The sequence below is a fragment of the Nocardia macrotermitis genome (genome assembly GCF_009604405.1).
GTDB classification, from domain to species: Bacteria; Actinomycetota; Actinomycetes; order Mycobacteriales; family Mycobacteriaceae; genus Nocardia; species Nocardia macrotermitis.
This window is the reverse complement of record NZ_WEGK01000007.1, coordinates 181997-205870: the sequence shown is the minus strand read 5'-3', so window position 1 is coordinate 205870 and position 23874 is coordinate 181997. Positions and strand designations below refer to the sequence as shown.

23 protein-coding genes, 1 tRNA gene and 1 pseudogene are annotated in these 23874 nt (G+C 67.1%); 15 read left to right on the top strand and 10 right to left on the bottom strand.

Annotated features, from left to right (window positions below; translation table 11 throughout):
- Positions 1 to 18: 18 nt before the first annotated feature.
- Positions 19 to 450: a MarR family winged helix-turn-helix transcriptional regulator gene (locus tag NRB20_RS18250; RefSeq protein WP_153411336.1), complete on the bottom strand. Its 432-nt coding sequence runs from the start codon at positions 448 to 450 to the stop codon at positions 19 to 21.
- A gap of 83 nt (positions 451 to 533) precedes the next feature.
- Between NRB20_RS18250 and NRB20_RS18245 the strand changes: the two genes are divergently transcribed.
- The gene (locus NRB20_RS18245; RefSeq protein WP_194289911.1) at positions 534 to 2303 is read left to right on the top strand and encodes an ABC transporter ATP-binding protein; all 1770 of its coding nucleotides are present in this window, start codon (positions 534 to 536) and stop codon (positions 2301 to 2303) included.
- Between the two features lie 126 nt (positions 2304 to 2429).
- Here the strand turns inward: NRB20_RS18245 and NRB20_RS18240 are convergent, their stop codons facing one another.
- Positions 2430 to 3167, bottom strand: coding sequence for an SDR family oxidoreductase (locus NRB20_RS18240; RefSeq protein ID WP_319945068.1), 738 nt, complete (start codon positions 3165 to 3167; stop codon positions 2430 to 2432).
- Positions 3168 to 3229: 62 nt separating this feature from the next.
- Here NRB20_RS18240 and NRB20_RS18235 point away from each other — a divergent pair, with 62 nt between their 5' ends.
- A complete protein-coding gene (locus NRB20_RS18235; RefSeq protein WP_194289910.1) occupies positions 3230 to 3580 on the top strand; it encodes a winged helix-turn-helix transcriptional regulator in 351 nt (116 codons plus the stop codon).
- Positions 3581 to 3646: 66 nt separating this feature from the next.
- On the top strand, positions 3647 to 4051 hold the full coding sequence (locus tag NRB20_RS18230) for a subtilase-type protease inhibitor (protein WP_153411334.1): 405 nt from the start codon (positions 3647 to 3649) through the stop codon (positions 4049 to 4051).
- An 11-nt stretch (positions 4052 to 4062) separates the two neighbouring features.
- Here the strand turns inward: NRB20_RS18230 and NRB20_RS18225 are convergent, their stop codons facing one another.
- Complete coding sequence (locus NRB20_RS18225; RefSeq protein WP_194289909.1) at positions 4063 to 5040, bottom strand: FAD-dependent oxidoreductase; 978 nt, start codon at positions 5038 to 5040, stop codon at positions 4063 to 4065.
- Between the two features lie 329 nt (positions 5041 to 5369).
- On the opposite strand from NRB20_RS18225, the gene NRB20_RS18220 reads away from it, so the two are divergent.
- From NRB20_RS18220 to NRB20_RS37610, 5 genes are all read left to right on the top strand, one after another.
- Entirely contained in the window at positions 5370 to 5807 is a 438-nt protein-coding gene (locus NRB20_RS18220) for a hypothetical protein (RefSeq protein WP_153411332.1), read from the top strand.
- A 106-nt stretch (positions 5808 to 5913) separates the two neighbouring features.
- A complete protein-coding gene (locus NRB20_RS18215) occupies positions 5914 to 6819 on the top strand; it encodes a metal-dependent hydrolase (protein WP_153411331.1) in 906 nt (301 codons plus the stop codon).
- A complete protein-coding gene (locus NRB20_RS18210; protein ID WP_319945067.1) occupies positions 6816 to 7922 on the top strand; it encodes a PDR/VanB family oxidoreductase in 1107 nt (368 codons plus the stop codon). Before NRB20_RS18215 ends, NRB20_RS18210 begins: the two co-directional genes overlap by 4 nt.
- 49 nt (positions 7923 to 7971) lie before the next feature.
- A complete protein-coding gene (locus NRB20_RS18205) occupies positions 7972 to 9741 on the top strand; it encodes an SDR family oxidoreductase (RefSeq protein WP_319945066.1) in 1770 nt (589 codons plus the stop codon).
- Positions 9742 to 10262: 521 nt separating this feature from the next.
- The gene (locus NRB20_RS37610) at positions 10263 to 10559 is read left to right on the top strand and encodes a hypothetical protein (RefSeq protein ID WP_194289908.1); all 297 of its coding nucleotides are present in this window, start codon (positions 10263 to 10265) and stop codon (positions 10557 to 10559) included.
- A gap of 13 nt (positions 10560 to 10572) precedes the next feature.
- Here NRB20_RS37610 and NRB20_RS18185 read toward each other — a convergent pair whose 3' ends face one another.
- Positions 10573 to 11067 (bottom strand): glycine-rich domain-containing protein, encoded by a 495-nt coding sequence (locus NRB20_RS18185; protein WP_153411508.1) that lies wholly within the window; start codon positions 11065 to 11067, stop codon positions 10573 to 10575.
- 76 nt (positions 11068 to 11143) lie between these two features.
- Positions 11144 to 12166: a TerC/Alx family metal homeostasis membrane protein gene (locus NRB20_RS18180; protein ID WP_227833632.1), complete on the bottom strand. Its 1023-nt coding sequence runs from the start codon at positions 12164 to 12166 to the stop codon at positions 11144 to 11146.
- Between the two features lie 267 nt (positions 12167 to 12433).
- Here NRB20_RS18180 and NRB20_RS18175 point away from each other — a divergent pair, with 267 nt between their 5' ends.
- Positions 12434 to 13423, top strand: coding sequence for a zinc-binding dehydrogenase (locus NRB20_RS18175; protein ID WP_153411328.1), 990 nt, complete (start codon positions 12434 to 12436; stop codon positions 13421 to 13423).
- 123 nt (positions 13424 to 13546) lie between these two features.
- Here NRB20_RS18175 and NRB20_RS18170 read toward each other — a convergent pair.
- A pseudogene (locus NRB20_RS18170) lies at positions 13547 to 13762 on the bottom strand (nitroreductase/quinone reductase family protein); the annotation flags it as partial.
- Between the two features lie 145 nt (positions 13763 to 13907).
- Between NRB20_RS18170 and NRB20_RS18165 the strand changes: the two are divergent.
- Positions 13908 to 13981 (top strand) — tRNA-Ile (locus NRB20_RS18165).
- Positions 13982 to 14117: 136 nt separating this feature from the next.
- On the opposite strand, the gene NRB20_RS18160 is transcribed toward NRB20_RS18165, so the two are convergent.
- From NRB20_RS18160 to NRB20_RS18150, 3 genes are all read right to left on the bottom strand, one after another.
- Positions 14118 to 14573: a cytotoxic translational repressor of toxin-antitoxin stability system gene (locus NRB20_RS18160; RefSeq protein ID WP_153411327.1), complete on the bottom strand. Its 456-nt coding sequence runs from the start codon at positions 14571 to 14573 to the stop codon at positions 14118 to 14120.
- Positions 14549 to 14944, bottom strand: coding sequence for a prevent-host-death protein (locus NRB20_RS18155; protein WP_153411326.1), 396 nt, complete (start codon positions 14942 to 14944; stop codon positions 14549 to 14551). Before NRB20_RS18155 ends, NRB20_RS18160 begins: the two co-directional genes overlap by 25 nt.
- A 186-nt stretch (positions 14945 to 15130) precedes the next feature.
- Entirely contained in the window at positions 15131 to 15712 is a 582-nt protein-coding gene (locus NRB20_RS18150) for a TetR/AcrR family transcriptional regulator (RefSeq protein ID WP_153411325.1), read from the bottom strand.
- Positions 15713 to 15818: 106 nt separating this feature from the next.
- Between NRB20_RS18150 and NRB20_RS18145 the strand changes: the two genes are divergently transcribed.
- The 5 genes from NRB20_RS18145 (at position 15819) to NRB20_RS18125 (ending at position 22432) form a co-directional block, all read left to right on the top strand.
- Positions 15819 to 16871 carry an NAD(P)-dependent alcohol dehydrogenase gene (locus NRB20_RS18145; protein ID WP_153411324.1) on the top strand — a complete coding sequence of 351 codons (1053 nt, stop codon included), beginning with the start codon at positions 15819 to 15821 and terminating at the stop codon, positions 16869 to 16871.
- 247 nt (positions 16872 to 17118) lie between these two features.
- Entirely contained in the window at positions 17119 to 18024 is a 906-nt protein-coding gene (locus NRB20_RS18140) for a cyclase family protein (protein ID WP_153411506.1), read from the top strand.
- A gap of 37 nt (positions 18025 to 18061) precedes the next feature.
- Positions 18062 to 19582 (top strand): long-chain-fatty-acid--CoA ligase, encoded by a 1521-nt coding sequence (locus tag NRB20_RS18135; RefSeq protein ID WP_153411323.1) that lies wholly within the window; start codon positions 18062 to 18064, stop codon positions 19580 to 19582.
- Between the two features lie 336 nt (positions 19583 to 19918).
- Positions 19919 to 21184, top strand: a complete 1266-nt coding sequence (locus tag NRB20_RS18130) for a cytochrome P450 family protein (RefSeq protein ID WP_153411322.1) — start codon at positions 19919 to 19921, stop codon at positions 21182 to 21184.
- A 9-nt stretch (positions 21185 to 21193) separates the two neighbouring features.
- Positions 21194 to 22432: a cytochrome P450 family protein gene (locus NRB20_RS18125; RefSeq protein WP_319945063.1), complete on the top strand. Its 1239-nt coding sequence runs from the start codon at positions 21194 to 21196 to the stop codon at positions 22430 to 22432.
- Positions 22433 to 22498: 66 nt separating this feature from the next.
- On the opposite strand, the gene NRB20_RS18120 is transcribed toward NRB20_RS18125, so the two are convergent.
- A complete protein-coding gene (locus NRB20_RS18120; protein ID WP_319945062.1) occupies positions 22499 to 23860 on the bottom strand; it encodes a phosphotransferase family protein in 1362 nt (453 codons plus the stop codon).
- Positions 23861 to 23874 lie beyond the last annotated feature (14 nt).

Genomic DNA, 23874 nt, shown 5'->3' with positions numbered 1-23874 from the left:
CTCACGAAATATCCACGCTCACTGGGCATCTCGCGAATCCAGGGTCGCGAGCAACCCGCGCAACGTCTCCCGCTGCTCGTCGGAGAGCGGGGCGAAGGTCTCGGTGGCGGCCTCGCGGCGGGCCTGCGCCATGCGGGTGAGTGTGTGACGTCCGGCGTCGGTCGGGACCACCAGGGTGGACCGGCGATTCGTCGGATCTGGTTCGCGGGTGACCAGTCCCGCGTTGGCGAGCGCGTCGACCACGGTGGTGGCCGAGCGCGGCACGATGCCGAGATGTTCCGCGAGGGCGGACATGCGTAGTGGTTCCTCGGTGCGGCCGATGATCCGCAACGCCCGGCTCTGCGCGGGCGTGAGGCCCAGGGGAGCCAGCCGCGCCGCCTGATTGCGGCGAATCCGCTTGCTGACGTGCAGGAACAGTTCGGGTAGATCGGATTCGGTGGCTTCGGCCATGATTCTGAGCCTAGCTCATGATTGCGTGGAATAATTGTGAGTCAAGCTCAGTTAGAGCGAGTAGTACCTGGAAGGAGTCGCCTATGGCAACCCAATCCCCACCCGAACTTCGCCGCATCCTGCGGTTGTTCCGGCCCTATCGCGCCCGGCTGCTGCTGGTCGCCGCGCTGGTGGCCCTGTCCTCGATCGTCTCGCTGGCCTCGCCGTTCCTGTTACGCGAGATCCTGGACGACGCCCTGCCGCACGGCCGCACCGGACTGCTCACCGTCATGGCGGCGGGCATGATCGCGGTCGTCGTGCTGACCAGCGTGTTCAGCGTGTCGCAGACCTATATCTCCACCGCCGTCGGCCAGCGGGTCATGCACGACCTGCGCGCGGCGGTCTACGCGCGGTTGCAGAGCATGCCGCTGGCGTTCTTCACCGCCACCCGCACCGGCGAGGTGCAATCGCGCATCGCCAACGACATCGGCGGTATGCAGTCCACGGTGACCACCACGGCCACCTCTCTGGTCTCCAATTTCACCTCGGTGACCGCGGCCGTCATCGCGATGTTCGCGCTGGACTGGCGGCTCGCGCTGGTATCGCTGGTGATGCTGCCGTTCTTCGTCTGGATCAGCCGCCGCGTCGGCGACGAACGCCGCCGGATCACCGCCGCGCGCCAGCGCAAACTCGCGAGCATGTCCGCCATCGTCGAGGAATCGCTGTCGGTGAGCGGAATTCTGTTGGGGCGCACCATGGGTCGCGCGCCCGCGCTGATCGACGGATTCGCGAGCGAATCGCGCGAACTGGTCGATCTGGAGGTCCGGGCCAGTATGGCCGGTCGCTGGCGGCAGTCCACCATCCAGATCGTGATGGCGGCCATGCCCGCGGTGATCTACTGGGTCGCCGGATTCGCTTCCGCCAGTGGACATTCGCTGGTCTCGATCGGCACGCTGGTCGCGTTCACGACCTTGCAGACCAGCCTGCTGCGGCCCGCGGTGCAGTTGTTGTCCACCGGTGTGGACATGCAGAGTTCGATGGCGTTGTTCGGCAGGATCTTCGAATATCTCGACCTGCGTTCGGATATCGAGGAACCGGAACGTCCCGTGCCGATGCCGCGTTCCGAGGTGGCCGGTGAGGTGCGGTTCGAACACGTCGGATTCGCCTACGACGCGCAGGATCGGCAGGTCTTGGACGATGTCGATCTGACCGTTCCGGCCGGGACGTCGCTGGCGATCGTCGGCGAAACCGGTTCGGGCAAAACGACTCTCGGCTACCTGGTCGCTCGGCTGTACGACGCGAGTTCGGGGCGGGTCGCCGTCGACGGGGTCGATGTGCGGGAGCTGAGTTTCGCGGACCTGTCGGCCAGCGTCGGGGTGGTCTCCCAGGAGACGTACCTGTTCCACGCCTCGGTCGCGGACAACCTGCGCTTCGCCAAACCCGATGCGACGCAGGAGGAATTGATCGCCGCGGCCCGCGCCGCGCAGATCCACGACCACATCGCGAGCCTGCCCGACGGGTACGACACCCTCGTCGGCGAACGCGGCTACCGCTTCTCCGGCGGCGAGAAACAGCGCCTGGCCGTGGCCCGCGCCATCCTGCGCAATCCGCCGATCATGGTGCTGGACGAGGCCACCAGCGCCCTGGACACCCGCACCGAACGCGAGGTGCAGGCCGCCATCGACGCCCTGTCCGCGGGCCGCACCACCATCACCATCGCCCACCGCCTGTCCACGATTCGCGACGCGGATCAGATCGTCGTGCTGGATGCCGGACACGTCGTGGAACGCGGCACCCATCGAGAACTCCTGGAACGCAACGGCTTCTACGCGGATCTGCTCTCCCGCGACGCGGTCCTGGAGCCCGTCGCCTGACGCCTGCCCGAGTCCATCGGGCATCCGACCCGAACCTCGTCGCCGATCCGCATCCCCGGCCGTGAATCCACTTCTCGGCGCGACCGGAGTTGCGGGATACGGTCGCTCGTGGACCGCGACCCGAATTCAGCTGTGCGTCAAGTAATCCGCCCCGCCGATGTACACCGTGTGCCCGAGCGCGTGATCCCCGATGGTGGCATCGGCCACGGCGGTGGCGAATTCCTCCACCGTCGGCAGCGCACCGTGCTCGGTGCGGGCGGCGACCGCGTCCGGATCGCGGCGTTCCAGCAGTCGCACGATGATGGTCCCGTCGATCATATCGCCCGATACCACGGTGAAACCGATTCGGCGCGAGTCGAATTCGGGGATCAGCTCGCGCAGCGCGTCCTCTCCGGCGCGTTTGCTGGCGGCGATGGGCTCGTAGTCGGCGGGGACCGGTTTGCGGCCGTGGAAATGCGCCTGGTGGCTGGTGACGAAGACGATGCGCGCGCCCTCGGGCATATGCGGCAGCAGCAGCCGGACCAGTCGCAGCTGCGCGTCACGGTTGATGGACATCGCGTAATCCGCCGCCGCGCCCCGCTCCAGACCGCCGGATGCGTTGAGCACCAGCACATCCAGACGTCCGGCCCGGTCGACGATGTCCCGGACCAGTGCCCGCGCCGCGGCCTCGTCGGACAGATCGGCCCCGGCGATCGACGCGCTGCCCCCGGACGCGGCGATCTCGTCGGCGAGATCCTGTGCCCGCCTGCGCTTCTCGCGATAGTTGACGATCACGTGATCGCCACGGGCGGCGAGAATCCGGGCCGTGGCCGCTCCGATGCCGCGCGACGCCCCGGTCACCAGCGCGATCCTGTTCGACTCCACTCGGCCTCCTCGTTCGGCTTGCTCGATCGCTTCTATTTCAGAAGCAACTATGGTGCTTCCGAATGAGAAGCGCAAGGGAACGGGACGCACCCCGCCGGGATCCGGCCGCGGCGCCCACGCAGGCGATGGAGCTGCTGGGCCAGCGCTGGATGCTGCGCGTGATCTGGGAACTCGAGCCCGGTCCGCTGGGCTTTCTGGAGCTGCGGCGGCGGATGGACAACTGCTCGTCGAGCATGCTCTCGGTGCGTTTGCAGACGTTGCAGACCGCCGGAATCATCGTCAAACGCGCAGACAAGTCCTATGAGCTGACCTATCCGGGTGTGGAACTCGGCCGGGCGCTCGAGCCGCTGTGGGGGTGGGCCGAACGCTGGCACGACACGATCGGCGGTCCGGCCGCCGAAGGTTCCGTCTGAAACATTCGCGCGCGCCGCGCCGATACGCAGACAACGTAGATATGGCCCGCGATCAGGAGAAATCAGATGATCTCATTCCGCACCGCGGCCGCGAGCGCGGCCGTGCTGGCCGCCACGGTCGCCGTCACCGCGGCCCCCGCGCAGGCTCGGCCCACCGATCTGCCGCCCACGGCCCTGCTGCTCACCATCTCCCAGCAGCACGCGCCGATTCAGCGCACCGTGCTGCTGGTCTGCGCACCGGTCGTCGCGGGTAATCATCCGCAGGCATCCGCCGCCTGCGACGAACTCGAGGCCGCGGGCGGCGATTTCGAGAATCTGCGCGGTCGGCTCATGTTCTACTGCCCGATGATCTACGACCCGGTCACCCTCACGGCCGACGGTATCTGGCACGGCAGGCAGGTGAGTTTCCGCCAGACGTACGGCAACAGCTGTCAGGCCGCGGCCCGCAGTATTTCGGTCTTCGAGTTCTGATCCGTTGTCGCTCAACCCAGTTGGGCGAGTATCTCGGCCCGCCGCCGCGCCATGGTGTCGACGGGATCAGTGCCGTCCAGCAGTGCGTGGCACAGTGCGGCGGCGTCATCGATGGCATTGCGCGCGCCGACCCCGGAGGCGGGGCTGAGCGCGTGATCGGCGTCCCCGCAGAGGATTACGGGTAGTCGGGGTGGGCGAGCCTTCGCCAGTGGCACCGAGCGCGCGTTGGACACGTGCACCATCGCGGTGTGATCGAGCAGGGTGTCCAGCAGATACGGAATCTCCGGCAGCGCAGTGCGAATCGGTTCGATCCAGCGGGCCAGCGGATGAAATCCGGTGTAGCCCACCTCGATCGGCGCACGGGTCAGGCGCACGAACCACACCGCGACGCTCTCGTTCCAGAAATGCCCGAAGGTGGCCGGAGTGTCGCTGCCGTGCCGATGGAAGTGCAGCACCGAGGGCGTGGTGTTGGGCCGGGTGCCGGGCGCCGCGGTCGCGTAAAGCACTACCTGCCCGGCATATTCGGCGACGCGCTCGGGTTCGAGCCGGGTGCGGGCGATCGAATCGATACCGTCGGCGGCGATCAGCAGATCGGTCGCGGTGCCGCCGGGATACAGCACGCCGCTGTCCGGGTCCAGATCGCTGATCGCGGTGCCGTAGCGGATGTCCGCCCCTGCGGCCCAAGCGAATTCGGTCAACACCCGCATCAGATCGGTGCGGTGATACAGCCGATGTCCGGCCGTGGCGGATTCGCGCACCTCCGAAGCCGGTGCGCCGACCCGGATTCCGTCGACGCGGTACGACGCGGCGTCCAGCTGATCACCGGGAACGCCCAGGTCGACCAGGGTGCGGTGGGTGTGGGCATCGAGGAACAGGAATGCGCCGCCGCGCACGTTGGGTCTGCGTTCGTAGCCGACGGCAGGGTACCCGGCTCGCGCCAGCCCACCCGCGAGTACGGTGCCCGCGATGCCGCCTCCGAGGATCGTCACCATATGTGATCCCTAGGCCGCCGGTGTCCGGTACAGCCTGGTCAATTTTTCTCCTAGCGTGGCCATGTCGTCGGCCCTCGCGCGCCCCCGCGGAACGGCGTCCGGTCCGAATCGATGTTCTCCAATTACTAGCATTGTCAACAATTCTGCGCCACCGAGGCGGTCTCGTCCCGACATCGATCACACTTGCTCGCGGGCGCGTTCGGCGGGTGTGTCGCGGTATGTCGGGGGTGTGCGTTAGCGTGGCCGGAACCTGCGGCGGTGCCGCGGCCGGACCCGCGGGGGTGATCGGTGACGGATTTGGGAGCGCGAACATGGTGGACACGAGAATGAATCGCACGCGTGTGCGCGTCGGATGCTGTGTGGCGACGGTGGTGCTCGCGGCGGTTGCCGGATGTGGCTCGCCGAGTTCCTCGTCGGGCAACGGTGTCCGTTCGGCCGGGAAGTCGACGTCGGTGCCCGAGGTGTGGGACTGCTCGTTCGACAAACCGGCCGTCCGGCCGCAGAGCCTGATCCTGGCGTGCGCGGATATTGGCGTGCAGGTCGAGAAGATCAGCTGGACGTCGTGGGAGGCCGACCGGGCCGAGGGGCAGGGCACCGAGCGCGAGAACCTCTGCAAGCCCAACTGCGCGGCGGGCAACTACATCACCAAGCCGGTGAGCGTCGTACTGTCCGATCCGGTCCAGCCCGCGAACCTCTACACGAAGGTCGCCACCACCGACAAGAACGGCAAGGTGCTGACGTTTCCGCTGGTCAAGGAGCGATAACAAGGTTGCGGTCATAGATGTAACTCCTGGTCGCATATATACCTGAAATTTTGCTACGCTCGGTATCGAGCGGTGGTGACGCCGCCCGAGGAGACCAGGAGTACCGATGAAGCTACTTCCCCAGTGGACGCCGCGTGACGGGACCGATCCGGGCGAGGTGGCGCTGCACGCACGCAATGTGCATTTCGACTGGCACGACACGCCCCTGCACTGGATGCCGGACGAGCCGATCGCCTCCCACGTGATCAACGCGCTGAACCTGCTGCTGCCCGAGGGTGAGCGGATGTTCGTGCTGGCCTTCTCCGAGGCGCTGGCGCTGGTACAGGACGACAAGCTGCGCGAGCAGATGCTCGGCTTCATCGGCCAGGAATCGATGCACGCCGAAACCCACAACGACGTGCTGCAACAGGTGCTCACCGCGCACGGTATCGACGTCGACGCGTATGTGCGTCAGATGGAGTTCCTGTTCCGCAAGACGCTCGGTCCCCGCACCGGTAGCGGCCCCGCCGCGCAGTTCCAGACCCTGGTCGAGCGGATCGGCTTCATCGCTACGCTCGAGCACTTCTTCGCCTACCTCGGCGACTGGATCCTCAATGCCGATCTGGAACGGTTCGGCGCGGATCCGCGCGTGCTGGATCTGTTCCGCTGGCACGGCGCCGAGGAGGTCGAGCACCGGCACGTCGCGCACGATGTGGCGCAGTACTTCGAGGTCGGCTATCTGCGCCGGTCCGCGCTGATGCTGATCGTCTTCCCGATCTTCCTGGCGCTGGTGCTGCGCGGCACCAAATTCCTTGTGCACGAAGATCCTTCGCTACCGAACCTGCGGTATCCGCGCCTGGCGCTGCGGGTGTTCGGCGCGATGTGGCGCGGCGCGCTGCCCGGGGTGCCCTCGTTGCTGTGGAGCGCGCTGACGGTGCTGCGGCCCGGATACGATCCCGGATCGGTCGGTTCCACCGCGCAGGCGGTCGCGTATCTGGCCAAATCGCCTGCCGCACAGGCCATGGCGTCGTGAGCGCACGGCGGGTTCCGCTGCTGCCGCCGGCCGATCTGTACGGACGACGGCGCAGCGATCGGGCGATTCGCGTCATCGACGCGGTCGCCGAGACCCGGATACGCTGGTCGGCCCTGATCAATCGCCGCACCGGCATCGGCGTGGTGGACGATCACCGCATCGCGCTCACCGTCACCCAGCGGCGGGTGGAGGCGCACGACACCGATGTGGTCAGCCTGCTGCTGACCGCGCCCGACGGCCGTGCGCTGCCGCCCTGGCGGCCCGGTGCGCATCTGGACCTGGAACTGCCCTCGGGCCGGTTGCGGCAGTACTCGCTGTGCGGCGATCCGGCCGAGCGGCACGCGTATCGCATTGCGGTGCGGCGCATTCCGGACGGCGAGGGCGGTTCGCGCGAGGTGCACGAGGCATTGCGGGTCGGTAGCCCGATCACGGTGCGAGGTCCGCGCAACGCGTTCCCGTTCGTGCTGCCCGGATACGGATCCGCCGCCGCCCGTGTGCATTTCGTGGCCGGGGGCATCGGTATCACGCCGATTCTGCCGATGGTGCGGATGGCGCATCGGCTCGGCGTCGACTGGTCGATGCTCTACACCGGGCGCAGCCGCGATTCGCTGGCCTTCCTCGACGAACTCGAGGGGTTCGGCGCGCGGGTGACCGTCCGCACCGACGACGAATCCGGGCTGCCCACCGCCGCGGATCTGCTCCCCGGAGTGGATGCCGACACCTCGGTCTACTGCTGCGGTCCGGTTCCGATGACGACGCTGATCGCCGACCGGGTTCGCGAAATGCCCGGTGTGGAACTGCATTCCGAGCGATTCTCCCCGTTGCCGGTGCGTAACGGCACCGCCTTCGAGGTCGAACTGGCCCGCACCGGCGAGGTGATCGCGGTGCCCGCCGATCGCACGGTGCTCCAGGAAGTGCTGAAAGTCCGTCCGGACAGCCCGTATTCGTGCCGTCAGGGCTTCTGCCGCACCTGCCGGGTGCGCGCGGTGTCCGGGCCGGTCGACCACCGCGACACCGTACTGACCGACGCCGAGCGAGCCGCCGGCGACATGCTCATCTGCGTATCCCGGTGTTCCGGTGCGCGTTTGGTGCTGGACCTGTGAGGTTCGGCGTCCACCAGCGCACCGCCCACCGGCCCCGAAGGGAGATATCGTGACCGACTCGAACCCCGTGCCCGATGCCGAGCGGATCGTCCGCAACGGCGAATTCGAGCTGGCCGTCTACGAATACGGCGATCCCGCCGCCGAGACGGTCGTGCTGGTGCACGGCTGGCCGGACGATCATCACCTGTGGGATCGGGTGATTCCGTTGCTGGCCGGGCGTTTTCACGTCATCGCGTACGATACGCGCGGCCACGGCCGCTCCACCCGGACCAGCCGGACGAGCGACTATCGGCTCGACGCGTTCGCGGGGGACTTCTTCGCCGTCGCCGATGCGGTCAGTCCCGAACGTCCCGTGCACGTGCTCGCGCACGACTGGGGATCGGTGCAGATGTGGGAGGCGGTGTGTGAGCCGCGGGCCGAGGCCCGGATCGCGTCGTTCACCTCGGTCTCGGGTCCGAACCTGGACCACATGGGAAAGTGGATGCGCGCCAAGCTTTCCCGTGGCGCGGCGTGGGGCCCGTTCACCCAGTTGCTGTCCTCGGCGTACACGTTCCTGTTCATGACTCCCGGCGTGCCGCGACTGGTGTTGCGTCCGTTGTCGGCGGCCACCATCTGGCAGCGGTTCGTCGGATTGATGAACGAGACCGCGCCGTCGAATGTGCGTCTGGGCCCGCGGTTCCAGGAGGACTTCTTCGACGGCATGCGCATCTACCGCGCGAATATCGTGCAGCGCCTGGTCAATTCGCGCGATCGATTCACCGAGGTACCGGTGCAGCTGGTGATCGCCCGCCGCGATGTGGCGGTGCGGCCCGCCGGATACGACGACGCGCCGCAGTGGACCTCGCGGCTGTGGCGTCGGGAGGTCGCCGGTGGACACTGGCTGCCGTTCTCGCATCCGGAGCTGTTGGCCACGGCCACAACCGAACTCGTCGATTCGCTGACCGAGGGCGCGGCCCCGCGCGGGCTGCGGCGCGCGGAGGTGTTGCCCGGCCGCGAGCGTGGTGAGTTCGCCGATCAGCTCGTCGTGATCACCGGCGGCGGGAGCGGTATCGGCCGTGAGACGGCGCTGTCCTTCGCGCGGCGTGGCGCGGAGATCGTGGTCTCGGATCTGAACCTGGACGCGGCCAAGCAGACCGTCGCGCTGATCGAGGCCGAAGGTGGTGTGGCGCATGCCTATTCGGTCGACGTCTCGGATGAGCAGGCCGTCGCCGAACACGCCGCCACGGTCATTGCCGAGCACGCGGTGCCCGATATCCTGATCAACAATGCCGGAATCGGCCAGGCGGGCGATTTCCTCGAGACCTCGGCGACGGATTTCGACCGGGTGCTGCGGGTCAATCTGGGCGGTGTGGTCAACGGCTGCCGTACTTTCGGCGCCGCCATGGCCGAGCGTGGGCTGGGTGGGCACATCGTGAATCTGTCGAGTATGGCGGCGTACATGCCGCAACGTGGTTTCAGCGCCTATTCGACCAGTAAGTCCGCGGTGTTCATGTTCTCGGACTGCCTGCGCGCGGAGCTGGCCGGTAAGGGTATCGAGGTGCACACCATCTGCCCCGGCATCGTGCACACCAATATCGTTGCCACCACTCGTTTTTCGGGTTTGTCCGCTGCCGACGAGGCCGACAAGCAGGCGAAATACGATGAGCTGTACCGCAAACGGCATTACGGGCCGCAGAAGGTCGCCGAGCAGATCGTGCGCGCGGTCCAGGACGGGCGTGAGGTCGTCCCGGTGACTCCGGAAGCCCACCTGCAATACCACTTCCAGCGATTCGCCCCGGCCATCGCGCGGTTCGTCGCGGCACGGGTCAAGCTGACCTGAGAGCTACGCGGGCACACGTCCTGAGCCGGAGTGAGGCGCGGTGGTCGCCGATAGGGTCTGGTGCGGGACGTTTCGCGCTGCTGCGGGTACGCTGCCGAACAGATCACCGAGCGAGTTCGGCTCGGATCGTCGGCACGTGTACTACGGGGGTTTCTTTGATATTCATCATCGTGGCAGCGGTTATCGTCGTTGTGGTTTGTAGCGCGATCAGTAAAGCCGTGGGCGCCACGGGGCAGGGAAGTCGGGGGAGCAGCTGGGACTATGGGAGTTCCGACTCCGGCTACGACAGCGGAAGCAGTTGTAGCGGGGGCGATTCCAATTCCGGTAGCTGTTCGTCGGGCGGGTGTGGTGGCGGGAGTTCCTGCGGCGGCGGTAGCTCGTGTGGCGGTGGGAGCTCCTGCGGGGGCGGGAGTTCCTGCGGGGGCGGCAGCAGCTCCTGAAAGTCCTTGTCGCGGTGTCACGAACAGCATGGCAAGCGGATCGTTGGGCGTTCTTCAGCGGGCGATCGTAGCGTGCCGAGCATGGGAGTGGTATTCGTGATTCTCGGAATTCTGGTGGTCTGCGTCATCGTGATCGCCGTCCAGCTCAAGCGCTCGGGCCGGGGCGCGTCCCGGGGGTACGGCCAGGGCAGGGCCCGGCAAAACAGTTGGGGCTACGGCAGTTCCGGTGGAGACGGCGGCGGTGGCGGCGACAGCAGCGGTCACAGCTTCGGCGGTCACAGCGGCTGCTCGGCCGGTAGCTGCGGCGGCGGTAGCTGTAGCGGCGGTGGCTGCGGGGGTGGGGGCTGCGGCGGTGGTGGCGGTGGGGGAGGGGACTGAGCGTTTCGATCGCTCAGTCCGAACTCCCTTCCCGCAGCGCCGATTCGATGGTCGCGACCCGGTCCAGTGGTACACCCCACGGATGGTCCACGCCGACCTTCGAATCCAGATCCCACAGCACGCATTCCTCATCCGGCCCGGCCACCATCGACCATGCCACGACGGTACGTCCGAGCTGGGTGGCCATGGAATCGCCGGTGCCGCCGCCGGATCCGTCACCATCGGGGAAATGGTGCAGGTACGTCCCGTAGGCGGCGTCGCAGAACCGGGTGTAGCGCCGGGTGCACAGGATCAGCCCGTGCCACGCCTCGTCGACCGCGTGCGAGGGCATGCCGATCACCTGACCGTCCCGCAACGCCGCCCCGCAGCACAGCAACCATTGACGCAGACCGGTTTCCACCAGTTCGCGCGGTTGCCACGGGCAGGTCTTGAACACCGCCTCGGACAGTTGCAACTCCTCGACGGCTCGTCTGGTACGTGCGGGGTCCGGGCGGCGCAAGCGTGACAGCAACACGATTCACCCTAGGTCTCGACGAGCGGCTCGATCAACCGATTACGTGGGGCGGGTATTTGCGAGTCCATGATTACGATGCGGAAGTCGTTGGGGTGGAATCGTTTTCGTTCTCGCCCCGGGTAGCCCACAGGCTCGTCGCGGTGACCACCGCCAGCACCACCACGATCACCAGCAGCGAAGCCGCGGTCGGAATCTGCGGCACGCCCGCCCAGACCTCGTGTGCCCAGTGCAGCACCAGCTTCACACCGATGAACGCCAGGATCAGCGCCAGCCCGTAGGCCAGGTGCACCAGCCGGCTCAGCGCCGCGTGCAGTACGAAATACAGTGCGCGCAGGCCGAGCAGCGCGAAGGCGTTGGTGGCGAACACCAGATACGGATCGCCGGTGACGCCGTAGACCGCGGGCACCGAATCGACCGCGAACACCAGATCGGTGGTCATCACCGCGGCGACCACCAGGGCCAGCGGGGTCAGCGCGCGCCGTCCGGCCTCCCGCACACTCAGACGCGTCCCGCGATAGTCGTCGGTCACGGGCAGCAGCCGGCGCAGCAGCCGCACCGAACGCATCGAGGAGATCTCGACCTCGGTCTCCTGCCCGGTGAGGGTGTCCTTCAACAACTTCGCGGCGGTGAGCAGCAGGATCGCGCCGAACAGCAGGAACGCCCAGTCCAGCGAGGCCAGCGCGGCCGCACCGAGCGCGATGAACACACCGCGCAGCACCAGCGCGCCCGCGATGCCGAACAGCAGCACCCGCTGGGCCAGCCGCGCCGGCACCGCGAACGCCGCGAGCAGCAGCATGAAGACGAACAGGTTGTCCACCGACAGCGATTTCTCCAGTAGATAGCCGGTGAAGAATTCGGTGCCCGGCCGTGACCCGTACGCCGCCCAGATCACGATGCCGAAGGTGATCGGCAGTGCCAGGTAGAACGCCGTCCAGCCGAGCGCCTCCCGCATCGACACCTCGTGCGGACGCCGCGTGACGGCGAAGTCGAGCACCAGCAGTAGCAGGACGCCGACGATGGTCGCGGCCCACAGCCAGGGCGAGCCGATGGTGTGCAGCTGGGATGACGCGAGAACGGTCGCGGTCGAATGCAATGGGACTCCTCGGGTATGACAAACCACCCGAGGTCTCCTTCGCCCGCAGGAAACGGGCGGCCACCCGGGGATCTCAACGGTGAAATCCGTACTGACCGGTATAGCGCTTGGGAAGTACTCCCCTCGACCGGTGATCTTAGTCGAAACCCGCTGTGACCGGCAAATCCGTCGCGATGTGCGCTCGCTCTCGGCGAACGGCATTGACCTCAACCTATGTAGAGGTATCAGGCTGGTCGCATAGTCCGGGACGAGAGGAAGTGGGCGAACATGTTTGCGGTGGAAGCGAAGTCGTTCGGGGGACCGGAGGTGCTGATTCCGGTCGAAATGTCCGATCCGGTCGCCGGACCCGGTCAGGTGGTGGTGGATGTCGCGGCGGCCGACGTGATGTTCCTGGATGTGCGGCTGCGCGGCGGCTGGGGTCGGGACTTCTTCCCGATCGAGCCGCCGTACGTCCCCGGCGGCGCGGTCGCCGGGGTGATCTCGTCGGTCGGCGAGGGCGTCGATCCCGGCTGGATCGGCAAACGGGTCGCCACCGCCACCGCCGCGAGCGGTATCGGCGGCGGCCTGCCCATCGGCGGCTACGCGACCAGAGCGCTGGCGAAGGAACAAACCCTGGCCGAGATTCCTGACGGCGTGGACGACATCCGGGCCGCCGCCCTCGTACACGACGGCCGAACCTCACTGATGGTCGCCGAGCAGGCCCGGTTCCGCCCGGGGGAGTGGGTGCTGATCACCGCGGCGGGCGGCGGTCTGGGCACACTGCTCACGCAATGGGCGACCGCGGCCGGTGCGTCGGTGATCGCGGCGGCGCACGGTGAGGCGAAACTCGCACTGGCACAACGTCTCGGCGCGAAAGTGGTGGTCGATTACGAGGAGCCGGATTGGGTGGATCGGGTCCGGGAGGCGACCGGCGGCGTCGCCGTGGTTCTGGACGGTGCGGGTGGGCCGATCGGCACCGCTGCCCTGCGCGTCATCACTCCCGGCGGACGCTTCCTCGGATATGGCAATGCCGCAGGCGGTTTCGTGGACAACCCGACCGAATATGCCGCCGCACACGGTATTACGGTCCGAATGCTACTGGAGATGACCAAGGATGATCTCGACTGGCAGTCCCTCGGCCGCCGCCCACTTGCCGAAGCGGCAGCGGGACGTCTGGAAGTCGTTGTCGGCCAAACCTTCCCACTAACCGATGCTGCCGCGGCCCATGCGGCGATCGAATCCCGCACCGCGATCGGGCGAACGATCCTGACGGTCTGAGGTCCCGCTCGCCCGGGATCGTCCTGTCGTCACTCGTGGCTGGGACCATCCCGGGCGGTCACGGCTTGCGGCTGGGGTGTCGCGAAACGAATCGGCTGCCGCGCCAGCGATGTCGGCCCGTCAACGCGGACTCGGTAAACCATTGGGCGCGGTCACCAGATAATCCCGCCCGTCCCGCGCATAGGTCAACGCACTGGTCCGCGCCTGCCCCGACTTCCGCCCCACCATCCGCGACAGCAACGTCGGAATCCCCGCCAACACCTGATGCCCGACCATCCCACCACTACGCTCGCAAACCCACTGATGCACCCGCAAAACCTCGACGAACAGACCCGCCACGCCAACCCTCCTGCTCCATCCCCTTCATCCCGACCGGACCGACACGATCCTGCGACCAACGAACTCCCGCCAACGCACCCGATCCGAATAGGCGAACCACCCCCCAACCCGGTACCATCGCCCCAGCCCGCATTCCAAGCGGTCAGGGGCGGTAGCTCAGTCGGTTAGAGCCGCGGACTCATAATCCGCTGGTCGTGGGTTCGAGCCCCACCCGCCCCACAGTAGCCTCCATGCCCGCACACCACTGCGCCTCATCGACACCGCCACCATCGGCAATACCCTCGCCTACCTCACCTATCGGGTAGTCCGATAAAGCCCGGAAATGGACCCGGTACCCAGTACGGCGAGGTTGCCGCTACTGCTCGGCCCAGAACTGGTTGAGCCGTTCCACGCCTTGGGTTTTGGTCATGCTCTCGATTTCCTGCGGGGTCAGCCCTGCGAGTCGAATGAGCTTTTCGACGACGCCGAGTGGGATGGGTTCCTTGTTCGGAATCGTGACCTGCTCGCGTACGCGCGTCGGACGGGTGCGGTCGTCGGCGCAGGCCCAGAACTGGGCTTCGGTCACCTTGAGTTGGTCCTTCAGGATTTGAGACCACATCTTGGGGCCGTAGTCGGTGTTGTCGACCGGGCGGGAGATTCGGGTGCGCAGGATGCGGCCGTCGGACAAGGCCAGCTCCCACGTGCTGTGGTGGCCGACGGCCCCGCCTTTCGCGTTGCGGACGAGCCGCCATTCGTCGTTCCGGCAGAACGTTTCATGGGCCTTCTTGTTGCCCGGAGGGTATTGGGTCACTGCTCGGCTGCCGTCAACCATTCCCGCAGTTGCTCGTCGCTGGACAGCTCGACGAACTGCACGAAGTCGACATTGTCGCGATGATTGATCGCCGCGTGCAGATGGTCCTGCCAGTCGGAGGCGTACTCGCGCATCGCCTCGACGAGCGCCTCGATCGCGACGTCGAGTTCGGGTTCTTCCACCGCGAGCGGTAGGCCCGGTAGATAGGCGACCCAGTTGCCGTCCTCGCGGACGACCTGCGGATCGTGCCGGTGGATGACGTGCGCCAGCAACAACCGCAGCCGTCCGATCTCGACCAGGGCGGATGCTTTGCCCTTGCGGGAGACGACCGCGACATTGCCCTCTTCCGCCGCGCTCAGCATCTGGCTGAAGTGGTCTCGAGCGTTGTTCATCGAGTCGTACCGTGTCACGGAGGTGATGGGGTGTGTGATCGTCATCGGCGCTTCGAACCTCTCCCGATTGGCCACATGTACATCATGTACATCATGTACGACTGCTGCCGACACGCCAAGGGTGGCGCGTCCAACGGCCGGATTTCGCCCCATATCCGATGGTCCCGGGCGCAAGGCCCCGAGCAGTCAGCTCAACAAGAACGCCAACGAATGCTCGGTGACCTGACGCATGAACTCCACCCCGCGCCCGGCCTGGCCGAGGGCGTCCATGCCGCGCACGGTGATCAGCAGTAGTGCGGCGAGGGTGCGGGGGTCGTGGCGGTCGTCGAGGTCGCCGACGTGTTGGGCCTGTTCGAGGCAGGTGACGAGGATGTCCTCGTAGGTGCCGTACATCTGGTCGGCGCGTTTGGCGACCTCGGGGTCGGCGGCGGCGAGTTCCGCGGTGGATTTGGCCAGGAAGCAACCGAATTCGGCGTTGCCGCAGCTGTCGGCGACGTGGCGCATATGGGTGCGCAGGCGGTCGGCGGCGTCGGCGCTGTCGCCGTCGAGGTCGGCGTGTACGGCGGCGATGGTGCCCTCGCAGTACGAGTCCAGCGCGCGCAGGAACAGTTCGTGTTTGCTGCCGAAGGTCGCGTAGAGGCTGCCGCGGCTTACGCCGGTCGCGTCGACGAGGTCGTGGATGGAGGTCGCGGCGTAGCCGGCGGCCCAGAAGCGGTCGCGGGCCTTGCCGACGACATCGTCTTCGTCGAACTCTCGGGGTCGTGCCATGGACGCATCCTATCGCGTTCACGACCGTTCGTTCCAGTATGTGCTAACGTTCACGACCGATCGGTCGCGAATGCGGCCGTTCGCCGAACTGAGCTGGAGGTTCCACATGCCCACCCTGGTGAAGGCGCTGTCCGTTGCCGATGCCGGTGCGCCGTTCCGCACCACAACCATCGAGCGTCGCGACCTCGGCGCGACCGATGTCCTGATCGATATCGCCTATGTCGGCGTATGCCACTCCGACGTGCACTTCGTCCGCAACGACTGGGGTTTCTCCACGTACCCGATGGTTCCGGGACACGAGATCACCGGGGTGGTCGCGGCGGTCGGCACGGCGGTCACGCGACATGCCGTCGGCGATCCGGTTGCCGTGGGCAACCTGATCGACTCGTGCCGGGAGTGCCGCAACTGCCGCGCGGGCCGCGAACAGTACTGCCAGCGCGGCTCGGTCGGTACATACAACTCCGTGGACCGCGACGGCGTGCCGACCTCCGGTGGATACAGCCAGAAGATCGTCGTGGACCAGGATTTCGTCCTGAAGCTGCCGCCGAGCCTGAACATCGCCGCGGCCGCACCGCTGCTGTGCGCGGGCATCACCATGTACTCCGCGCTGCGGCACTGGCGGGTGGGCCCGGACAGCCGGGTCGCCATCGCCGGTATGGGCGGGCTGGGACATCTGGGCGTCAAACTCGCCGCCGCGATGGGTGCGCAGGTCAGCGTCATCAGCCGGACCTCGGCGAACGCGTGGGACGCCAAGCGTTTCGGCGCGGTGTGCCACTACGCCCTGGACGACGACACCACGCTGACCGCACTCGCGGGCCGCTTCGACCTGATCATCTCCACCGTTTCGGCGACGTCGGACACCGCGCCCCTGCTGAACCTGCTGGACACCGACGGCACCCTGGTCATGGCGGGCGCGCCGGTCGAACCCCTCAGCGCCCCGGTCGGTCTGCTGATCGGCGGCCACCGCTCGCTGGCCGGAACATCGATCGGCGGCATCGCCGAGACTCAGGAGATGCTCGACTTCTGCGCGGAACACCGGATCACCGCCGAGGTCGAGATCATCCCCGCGACCGGAATCGAGCAGGCCTTCGCACGCCTGGACGCCGCCGATGTGCACTACCGCCTCGTCATCGATGCCGCGACCTTCGCGGACCTCTGAGCTGCCGCTGCTCCTCGAATAGTGCTGCCGCGCACCATCATCGACGCCGATGAGCCAGGCGCGGCCGACAGCGTGACCGGGCCGGCGGACGGCGTTCCCGCGCCGGCCGGGTGAACACTCCCCGCAATCCGTCGGCAATGCCCTATTGACACTTATAGTGCGGGCGATCACACTGGGCGAGAAAGTTGACATGACTGTCACGTCACTAACAGTTCGCGAGGAGGCGGCGGTGCCTGAAGTTCCCGATATGCGTGAGTTGGGCCGAGAGGTCAGCAATTGGGGGCGGTGGGGAAGCGAGGACGAACGGGGGACGACCAATCTGCTCACGCCCGAACGGGTGGCGGCCGCGGCGGGGCTGGTGCGCACCGGTGAGGTCTTCACGCTGGGGATTCCGCTCGACGGGGACGGTCCGCAGCCCGGCGGATTGCGCATCAACCCGATCCGGCTGATGTCGGAGAACGGGCAGGAGCAGGTGCTGCCCGGCGGGTTCAAATGGGCCGACGACTTCGTGTTCATGCCGTTGCAGGCCGGTTCGCAGTACGACTCGCTCGCCCACGTGCACTATGACGACCACCTCTACAACGGCCATCCGGGCGACGGGGTGACGGTCAAGGGCGCGGACAAGTGCGGCATCCACACCCAGGCCGGTGGCATCGCCGGACGCGGCGTGCTGCTCGACATCGCGCGGGCGCGCGGCGTCGACTGGCTCGAGGCCGGCGCCGCGATCGGCCCCGACGAACTCGACGAGGTCGCCGCCGCGCAGGGTGTGCAGATCGGCGCGGGCGACATCCTGCTGTTCCGGACCGGCTGGCGTAAGAAATTCCTCACCGAACGCGACCCCAACAGCTTCATGGCGGGCGAGCCCGGACTCAGCCTGTCCTGCGCGAAATGGTTGCGCGAGAAGGACATCGCGGTCGTGGGCTCGGACAACTGGGCCGTCGAGGTGATGCCCGGCGAACATCCCGGGGCCGCCTTCGAACTGCACATGGTGCTCATCCGCGACATGGGCGTCACGCTCGCGGAAATGCTGGATTTCGAAGACCTGTCGCAAGCCTGCGCCGCCGACGGCCGCTGGGACTTCCTCTACGCCGGACCGCCGCTGCGGTTCACCCGCGGCGTGGGTTCCCCGATCAACCCGATGGCGATCCGGTGACGGTGCGACAGGTTCGAATCAGCAAGGAGCAGAACAGATGTTGATCGGTGACATCGTCGAATACGGTGCGCGCAAACACCCGGAGCGGATCGCGTTGCGATTCGAACAGGAGCAGGTCAGCTACGGGCAGCTGCGAGATCGCTGCCGCCGCTTGGCGAATGCGTTGCTCGGGGTCGCCGCCCCGGGGGACCGGATCGCGATCCTGTCCTCGAACTGCACGCAGTACCTGGACTGCTACTACGGCGTCCCGATGGCCGGGATGGCGTTGACGATCCTGAACATTCGGTTGCATCCGGACCAGATCGTCGCTCTCCTACAGCATTCCGAGGCGACGGTGCTGATCATCGCGCCGGAGTTCGCCGAAACCGTGGCACGCATCCGCGATCGCATCCCGTCGGTGACGACCGTGGTATCGATCGGCGCCGCCCCCGGCGCCGTCGAATGGGACGAATTCCTTTCCGGCGCTTCGACGGACGTGCCCGAGACCAGCACGACCCCCGACGACACCGCCTGGCTGGTGTACACCAGCGGAACCACGGGCATGCCCAAGGGCGTGATGGTCTCGCACCGCAATCTGCTTGCGGGCGTGACCTCTTCAGCGTTGCAGTGGGAGGTTCCGGAGGAGACGGTATTCCTGTTCTGCTTCCCGCTGTGCCACATCGGCGGCTACGTGGTCATGATCAACCATCTGCTGGGCTGCACGGTCGGCATTCTGCGCTCCTACGACAACGCGACATTCCTGCGTCTGGTGGACGAATGGCAGGTCACTCAAACGGGTTTGGCCCCGACCATGATCAACTTCCTGCTCCAGGACCCGGAGCTGGACAAGCATTCGCTGAACAGCCTGGAGGCGATCGGCTACGGCTCCTCGGCCATCCCCGCCGCCGTGCTGCGGGCCGGACTCGAACGGTTCGGCTGCGATTTCTATCAGGGCATGGGCATGACCGAACTCGCCGGTAACGTCCTGCACCTGGACGAGGTCGCCCATCGCCGCGCGGCCGACGGCGAGACGGGCCTGCTCGCCTCGGCCGGAAAGCCCATGCGGCTGGCCGATATTCGCATCGTGGACGATGAATTCGCCGATGTGCCCGCCGGACAGGTCGGCGAGATGATCGTGCGCGGCGATCAGGTAATGGCTGGCTACTGGAAGGATCCGCAGGCCACCGCCGACGCGTTCACCGACGGTTGGTTCCACACCGGAGATCTGGTCCGGCAGGACGCGGAGGGTTTCGTCTACATCGTCGACCGCAAGAAGGATCTCATCATCAGCGGTGGTGAGAACGTCGCCTCGCTGACCGTCGAGCAGGCCCTCTACCGTCAGCCCGGTGTCGCCGAGGCCGCCGCGATCGGCGTCACCGACGACACCTGGGGCGAGGTGGTGTGCGCGGTGATCGTGCTGCGCGAGAACGCCACCGCCACGGCCGAGGACATCATCGCGGGCTGCCGCGAGCAGCTCGGCGGGTTCCAGGTGCCGCGCCGGGTGGAGTTCGTCGCGGCGCTGCCGAAGAACGTGACCGGAAAGATCCTCAAACGGGAACTGCGCCAACAGTTCTCGTGATATAATGGTTCGACCGACGCCCGTTCCCGCTGGGGGCGGGCGTCTTTCGTCTCCGAGCTACCGCGGTGCTATCTGCGACCCCGGAAAACAGGCACCCCGACCGCCGGTTCCCCCCGCGCGCCCCCGATGGGCCTGTTGTACCCTCTGCCGCAACGGAATTCGGACCTCCCGTGTCGAGGCGTCCGATCCGTGCGGCGCGACCTGCGCGCCGAGATGTTCCGTGAAGCGCAATGGAGAAATGAGGATCACCGGCGTGCATGGCCGACGTGCGGGGTACAGGTTCGGCGGGGGCAACGAGGGTATCGGGGGTTCGACGGCGGCGCGGGTGGTGACCGGATGAGCATGCCGCCCCAGGGATTCCACGCGACATCGCCGACCAGTTCGGGACAGGACCGGGTCCGGCTGTACGACCCGGAATTCGCGGCCGATCCGCACAGCGCGTACCGGCGGATGCGGGAGCGGTTCGGCGCGATGGCGCCGGTGGAGCTGGCGCCCGGCGTCACCGCGACGCTGATCCTGGACTACGCGACCGCGCTATCGATCATGCGCGATCCCGAACGGTTCCCGACCGATCCGACCCGCTGGCAGCAGTCGGTGCCGCCGGAATGTCCGGTCCGGCCGTTCCTCGAGGCCCGCGCCAACGCGCTGCGCACCACCGGCGAGGCTCATCAACGCCTGCGCGGCAGTTTCGGGGCGCTGCGCGAGATCGATCTCAACCGACTGCACGATCTGGTCGGAGGTTCCGCCGAACAGCTCATCAACGGCTTCTGCGGGGCGGGTTCCTGCGATCTGCTCAGCGACTACGCCGCGCCGCTGACCTTCCAGGTGCTGGCGAATCTGATGGGTTTCCCGACCGATGCCGCCCGGCAGGCGTGGGACGGCATGGCGGCGATGATGGAGACCGTCAACGCACAGGCGGGGCAGGAGATGTTCGTCACTGCCCTGGCGGCCGTCGTGGCCGCCAAACGCGCGCAGCCGAGCAACGATCTCACCTCCGCGCTGATCACCGATCCGGGCCGCCTGGACGACGTGGAGGTGATCAATCAGGCCGCGCTGCTGTTCTCCATGGGCACCGAGCCGCTGGCCAACCTCATCCTGCACACGATGCTGCTCATGCTCACCGAGGACCGCTTCGGGAGCGGTCTGATCAGCGGTGTGCTCTCCACCGAGGATGCCCTGGACGAGGTGCTGTTCACCGACCCGCCGTTGACGAACTTTCCGGTGGTGTATCCGCGGCAACCGATCCTGGTCGACGAGGTGTGGTTGCCCGCGGATCAACCGGTGCTGATCGGTCTGGCCGCGTGCAACAACGACCCGCGTATCGCCGGCGGTGACCGCACCGGCAACCGTTCTCATCTGGCGTGGGGCGCGGGTCCGCACATGTGTCCGGCACAGGCGATGGCCAGGGCGATCGCGCAGGATGCGATCGATCTTCTGATCGATGCGCTGCCCGACATGGAACTCGCGATTCCGTTCGGCGAATTATCCTGGCGTCCGGGACCTTTCCACCGCGCACTGGTGGCACTGCCGGTGGAGTTCCCGGCCACGGCGCCGATGCAGATCGCTACGTCGTCGAGGTTCGTACCGGCCACCCGCTTGTAAGGAGCTCCCGTGACGGACAATCAACCCATTGTGCTGGACCCGACCGGCACCGATATCCATGGCGAAATTGCCCGCATCCGAGACCTGGGCCCGGCGGCCCGGGTGGAACTGCCCGGTGGGGTGGTGGTGTGGATGGTCACCGACTACGCGGTACTGCGTCGGCTGATGACCGATCCACAGGTTTCGAAGGATCCACAGGACTGGACGACGTTGCGGGAGGGCCGGATTCCGGCCGACTGGGTGATGACGCCGTGGATCGGCCTGCGCAACATGCTGCGCAGTTCGGGGGCGGAGCACGCCCGGCTGCGCAAGGCGGTGGGCCCCGCGTTCGGTCCACGCCGGGTGCAGGGTCTGCAACCCCGAATCGAGGCGATCGTCGCGGATCTGCTGGACGGCCTCGCGAAAACCCCGGAAGGTGAGATCGCGGACCTGCGAGCGGATTTCGCGCGTCCGCTGCCGATCAAGGTGATCACCGAACTGATGGGGGTGCCCGCGGAGATCGGGACTCCACTGTGTCACGCGGCCGACGGCACGCTGGACACCTCCGCGCCGCCGGAACAGGTGCAGCAGGCTTTCATGACGTTGCTGAGCCTGGTCGGCGAGCTGATCGCCTACAAGCGTGAGCATTTGGGCGACGACCTGACCAGCACGTTGATCACCGGACCCGACGAGGAAACCGGTCCGCTGCTGAGCGATCAGGAGTTGCTGGACACCCTGACGTTGATCATCAGCGCCGGTCACGAGACGACGGTGAATCTGATCGATCAGACGATCCTGGCGCTGCTCACGCATCCGCGGGCCCGCGACGAGGCGCTCGCCGGTGCGGTCGAGTGGGAGGAGGTGATCGAGGAGTCGCTGCGCTGGCAGTCGCCGATCGCGAACATGCCGTTCCGCTACGCCCGCACGGATCTCGATCTCGGCGGCGGTGTGTGCATTCCGGCGGGCGAGGCGATCCTGGCGTCGTTCGCGGGGGCCAATCGCGACCGGAATTCCTTCGGCGGCAATGCCGATGAGTTCCATCCGACCGCGGACGGGGAGGACAGCAGCAAGGGGCATCTGGCGTTCGGTTACGGTATGCACCACTGCCTGGGTGCGCCGCTGGCCCGGTTGGAGGCTCGAATCGCGGTGCCCGCGTTGCTGTCCCGGTTCCCGAAGCTGCGATTAGCCGCTGCCGCAGGTGAACTGCGGCCGATGCCGACCTTCGTGATGAACGGGCACAGCTCGCTGCCGGTGTTGTTGAGCGCCTAGATCTGCTGACAGCAGCGCCCGGCTTTTCGAAGCCGGGCGCTGCTTGTTCGACGACGGGCGGGTTGTCTACTTCAGGTAGCGCGGATTCGCGACCTGCAAACGGGACAGCACCGCGAGCGACACCACCCGACGAATCTCCTTGTCCGAGTACGAGAGTGACTCCGCACGCAAACGCTCGGCAAGTTCGGTCTCCGAGTCGCAGCCGAGTTCGCCGAGCAGTACCGTCACCTCGTCGGTGGCCGCGGGCCCGGCGTGCAGTTCGCGCGACGCGGTGCCCAGCAGGTTGACGCAGATCCGCAGCAGGAATCGCTGCCGCTGCTGTTCGGCGGTGAGGGTGGGCGCGATCTCCTCGGTGAGGGTCTCGGCGACCAGGTCGAGTATCTCGGTGAGTTCGGGGCGATCGTGGACCGTGACCATCGGTTCGAACGGCGTTGGTACGGCGACGGATTCGTCGAACAGGCCCAGCACGGCCAGCAGATCGTATTCCGATTCGCAGACCCGTCGTCCGATCGCGGCCAACTCCACCGAGCGTTCCTCGCCGCTGAGATGACGTTCGGCCTGAAATCTGCTCAGTACCAGCCACTTCAGCGTGCCGAACGCCTCCCACCAGTGCAATTCCGCTGCGGTGGGCCGGAATCCGGTGGTCTGCGCGTAACCGTCCAGCAATTGCTCGCGGGTGCCCAGGCCACCGACCGGGGCCGAGGCGCCGAATCGCCAGGCGCGCACGCACAACCAGCCCAGATCCTCGACCGGATCGCCGCGATGGGCCAGCTCCCAATCCAGTACCGCGCGCACGCCGTCCGGGGTGATCAGGAAGTTGCCGATCCGGAAATCGCCGTGCACCAACGCTTTCCGGCGCGGCGGTGGGCGATGTTCGCGCAGCCAGCGCAGACCCATCTCGACCGTGGGACGGGGTTCGTCCAGGTCGCGGTAGATCTGCTCGATCGCCTCCAGCGGATCCTGATCGTCGAGCAGATCCAGGGTGTCCAGCGGGGTGCGGTGGATCAGGCCGAGCACGCGGCCGAGGTCACCGGCGAGCCGCTCGCGCACCGGCGCGAACTCCGGATCACGGTGCAGCTTACGGGGAATCGACTCGCCCTCGACCATGTTCATCAGTAGATACGGCGCGTCGATACCGGGTGCGGTGTCCGCGGCGGCGAGCACGGCCGGGACCGGCACCCCCGCCGCGGCGGCCGCCCGCAGACAGGCCGCCTCCGCGCGCATCCGATCGGCGTCGCCGTGCCCCGGGGGATCGCGGCGCAGCACCGCACACAGCGACGCACCGGTCTCGTCGCGGGCATCGACCGCGTAGACCTGCTTGCTCGCGCCGCCGGTGAACTGCCGCAGCGACACCTCGGTGACCGCGCGCGAGGTCGCCGCCCGCAACACCTCGCCGACGCCTTCTGTGAGCGAAACCTCTTCGGACACAGGAGAATCCGGCG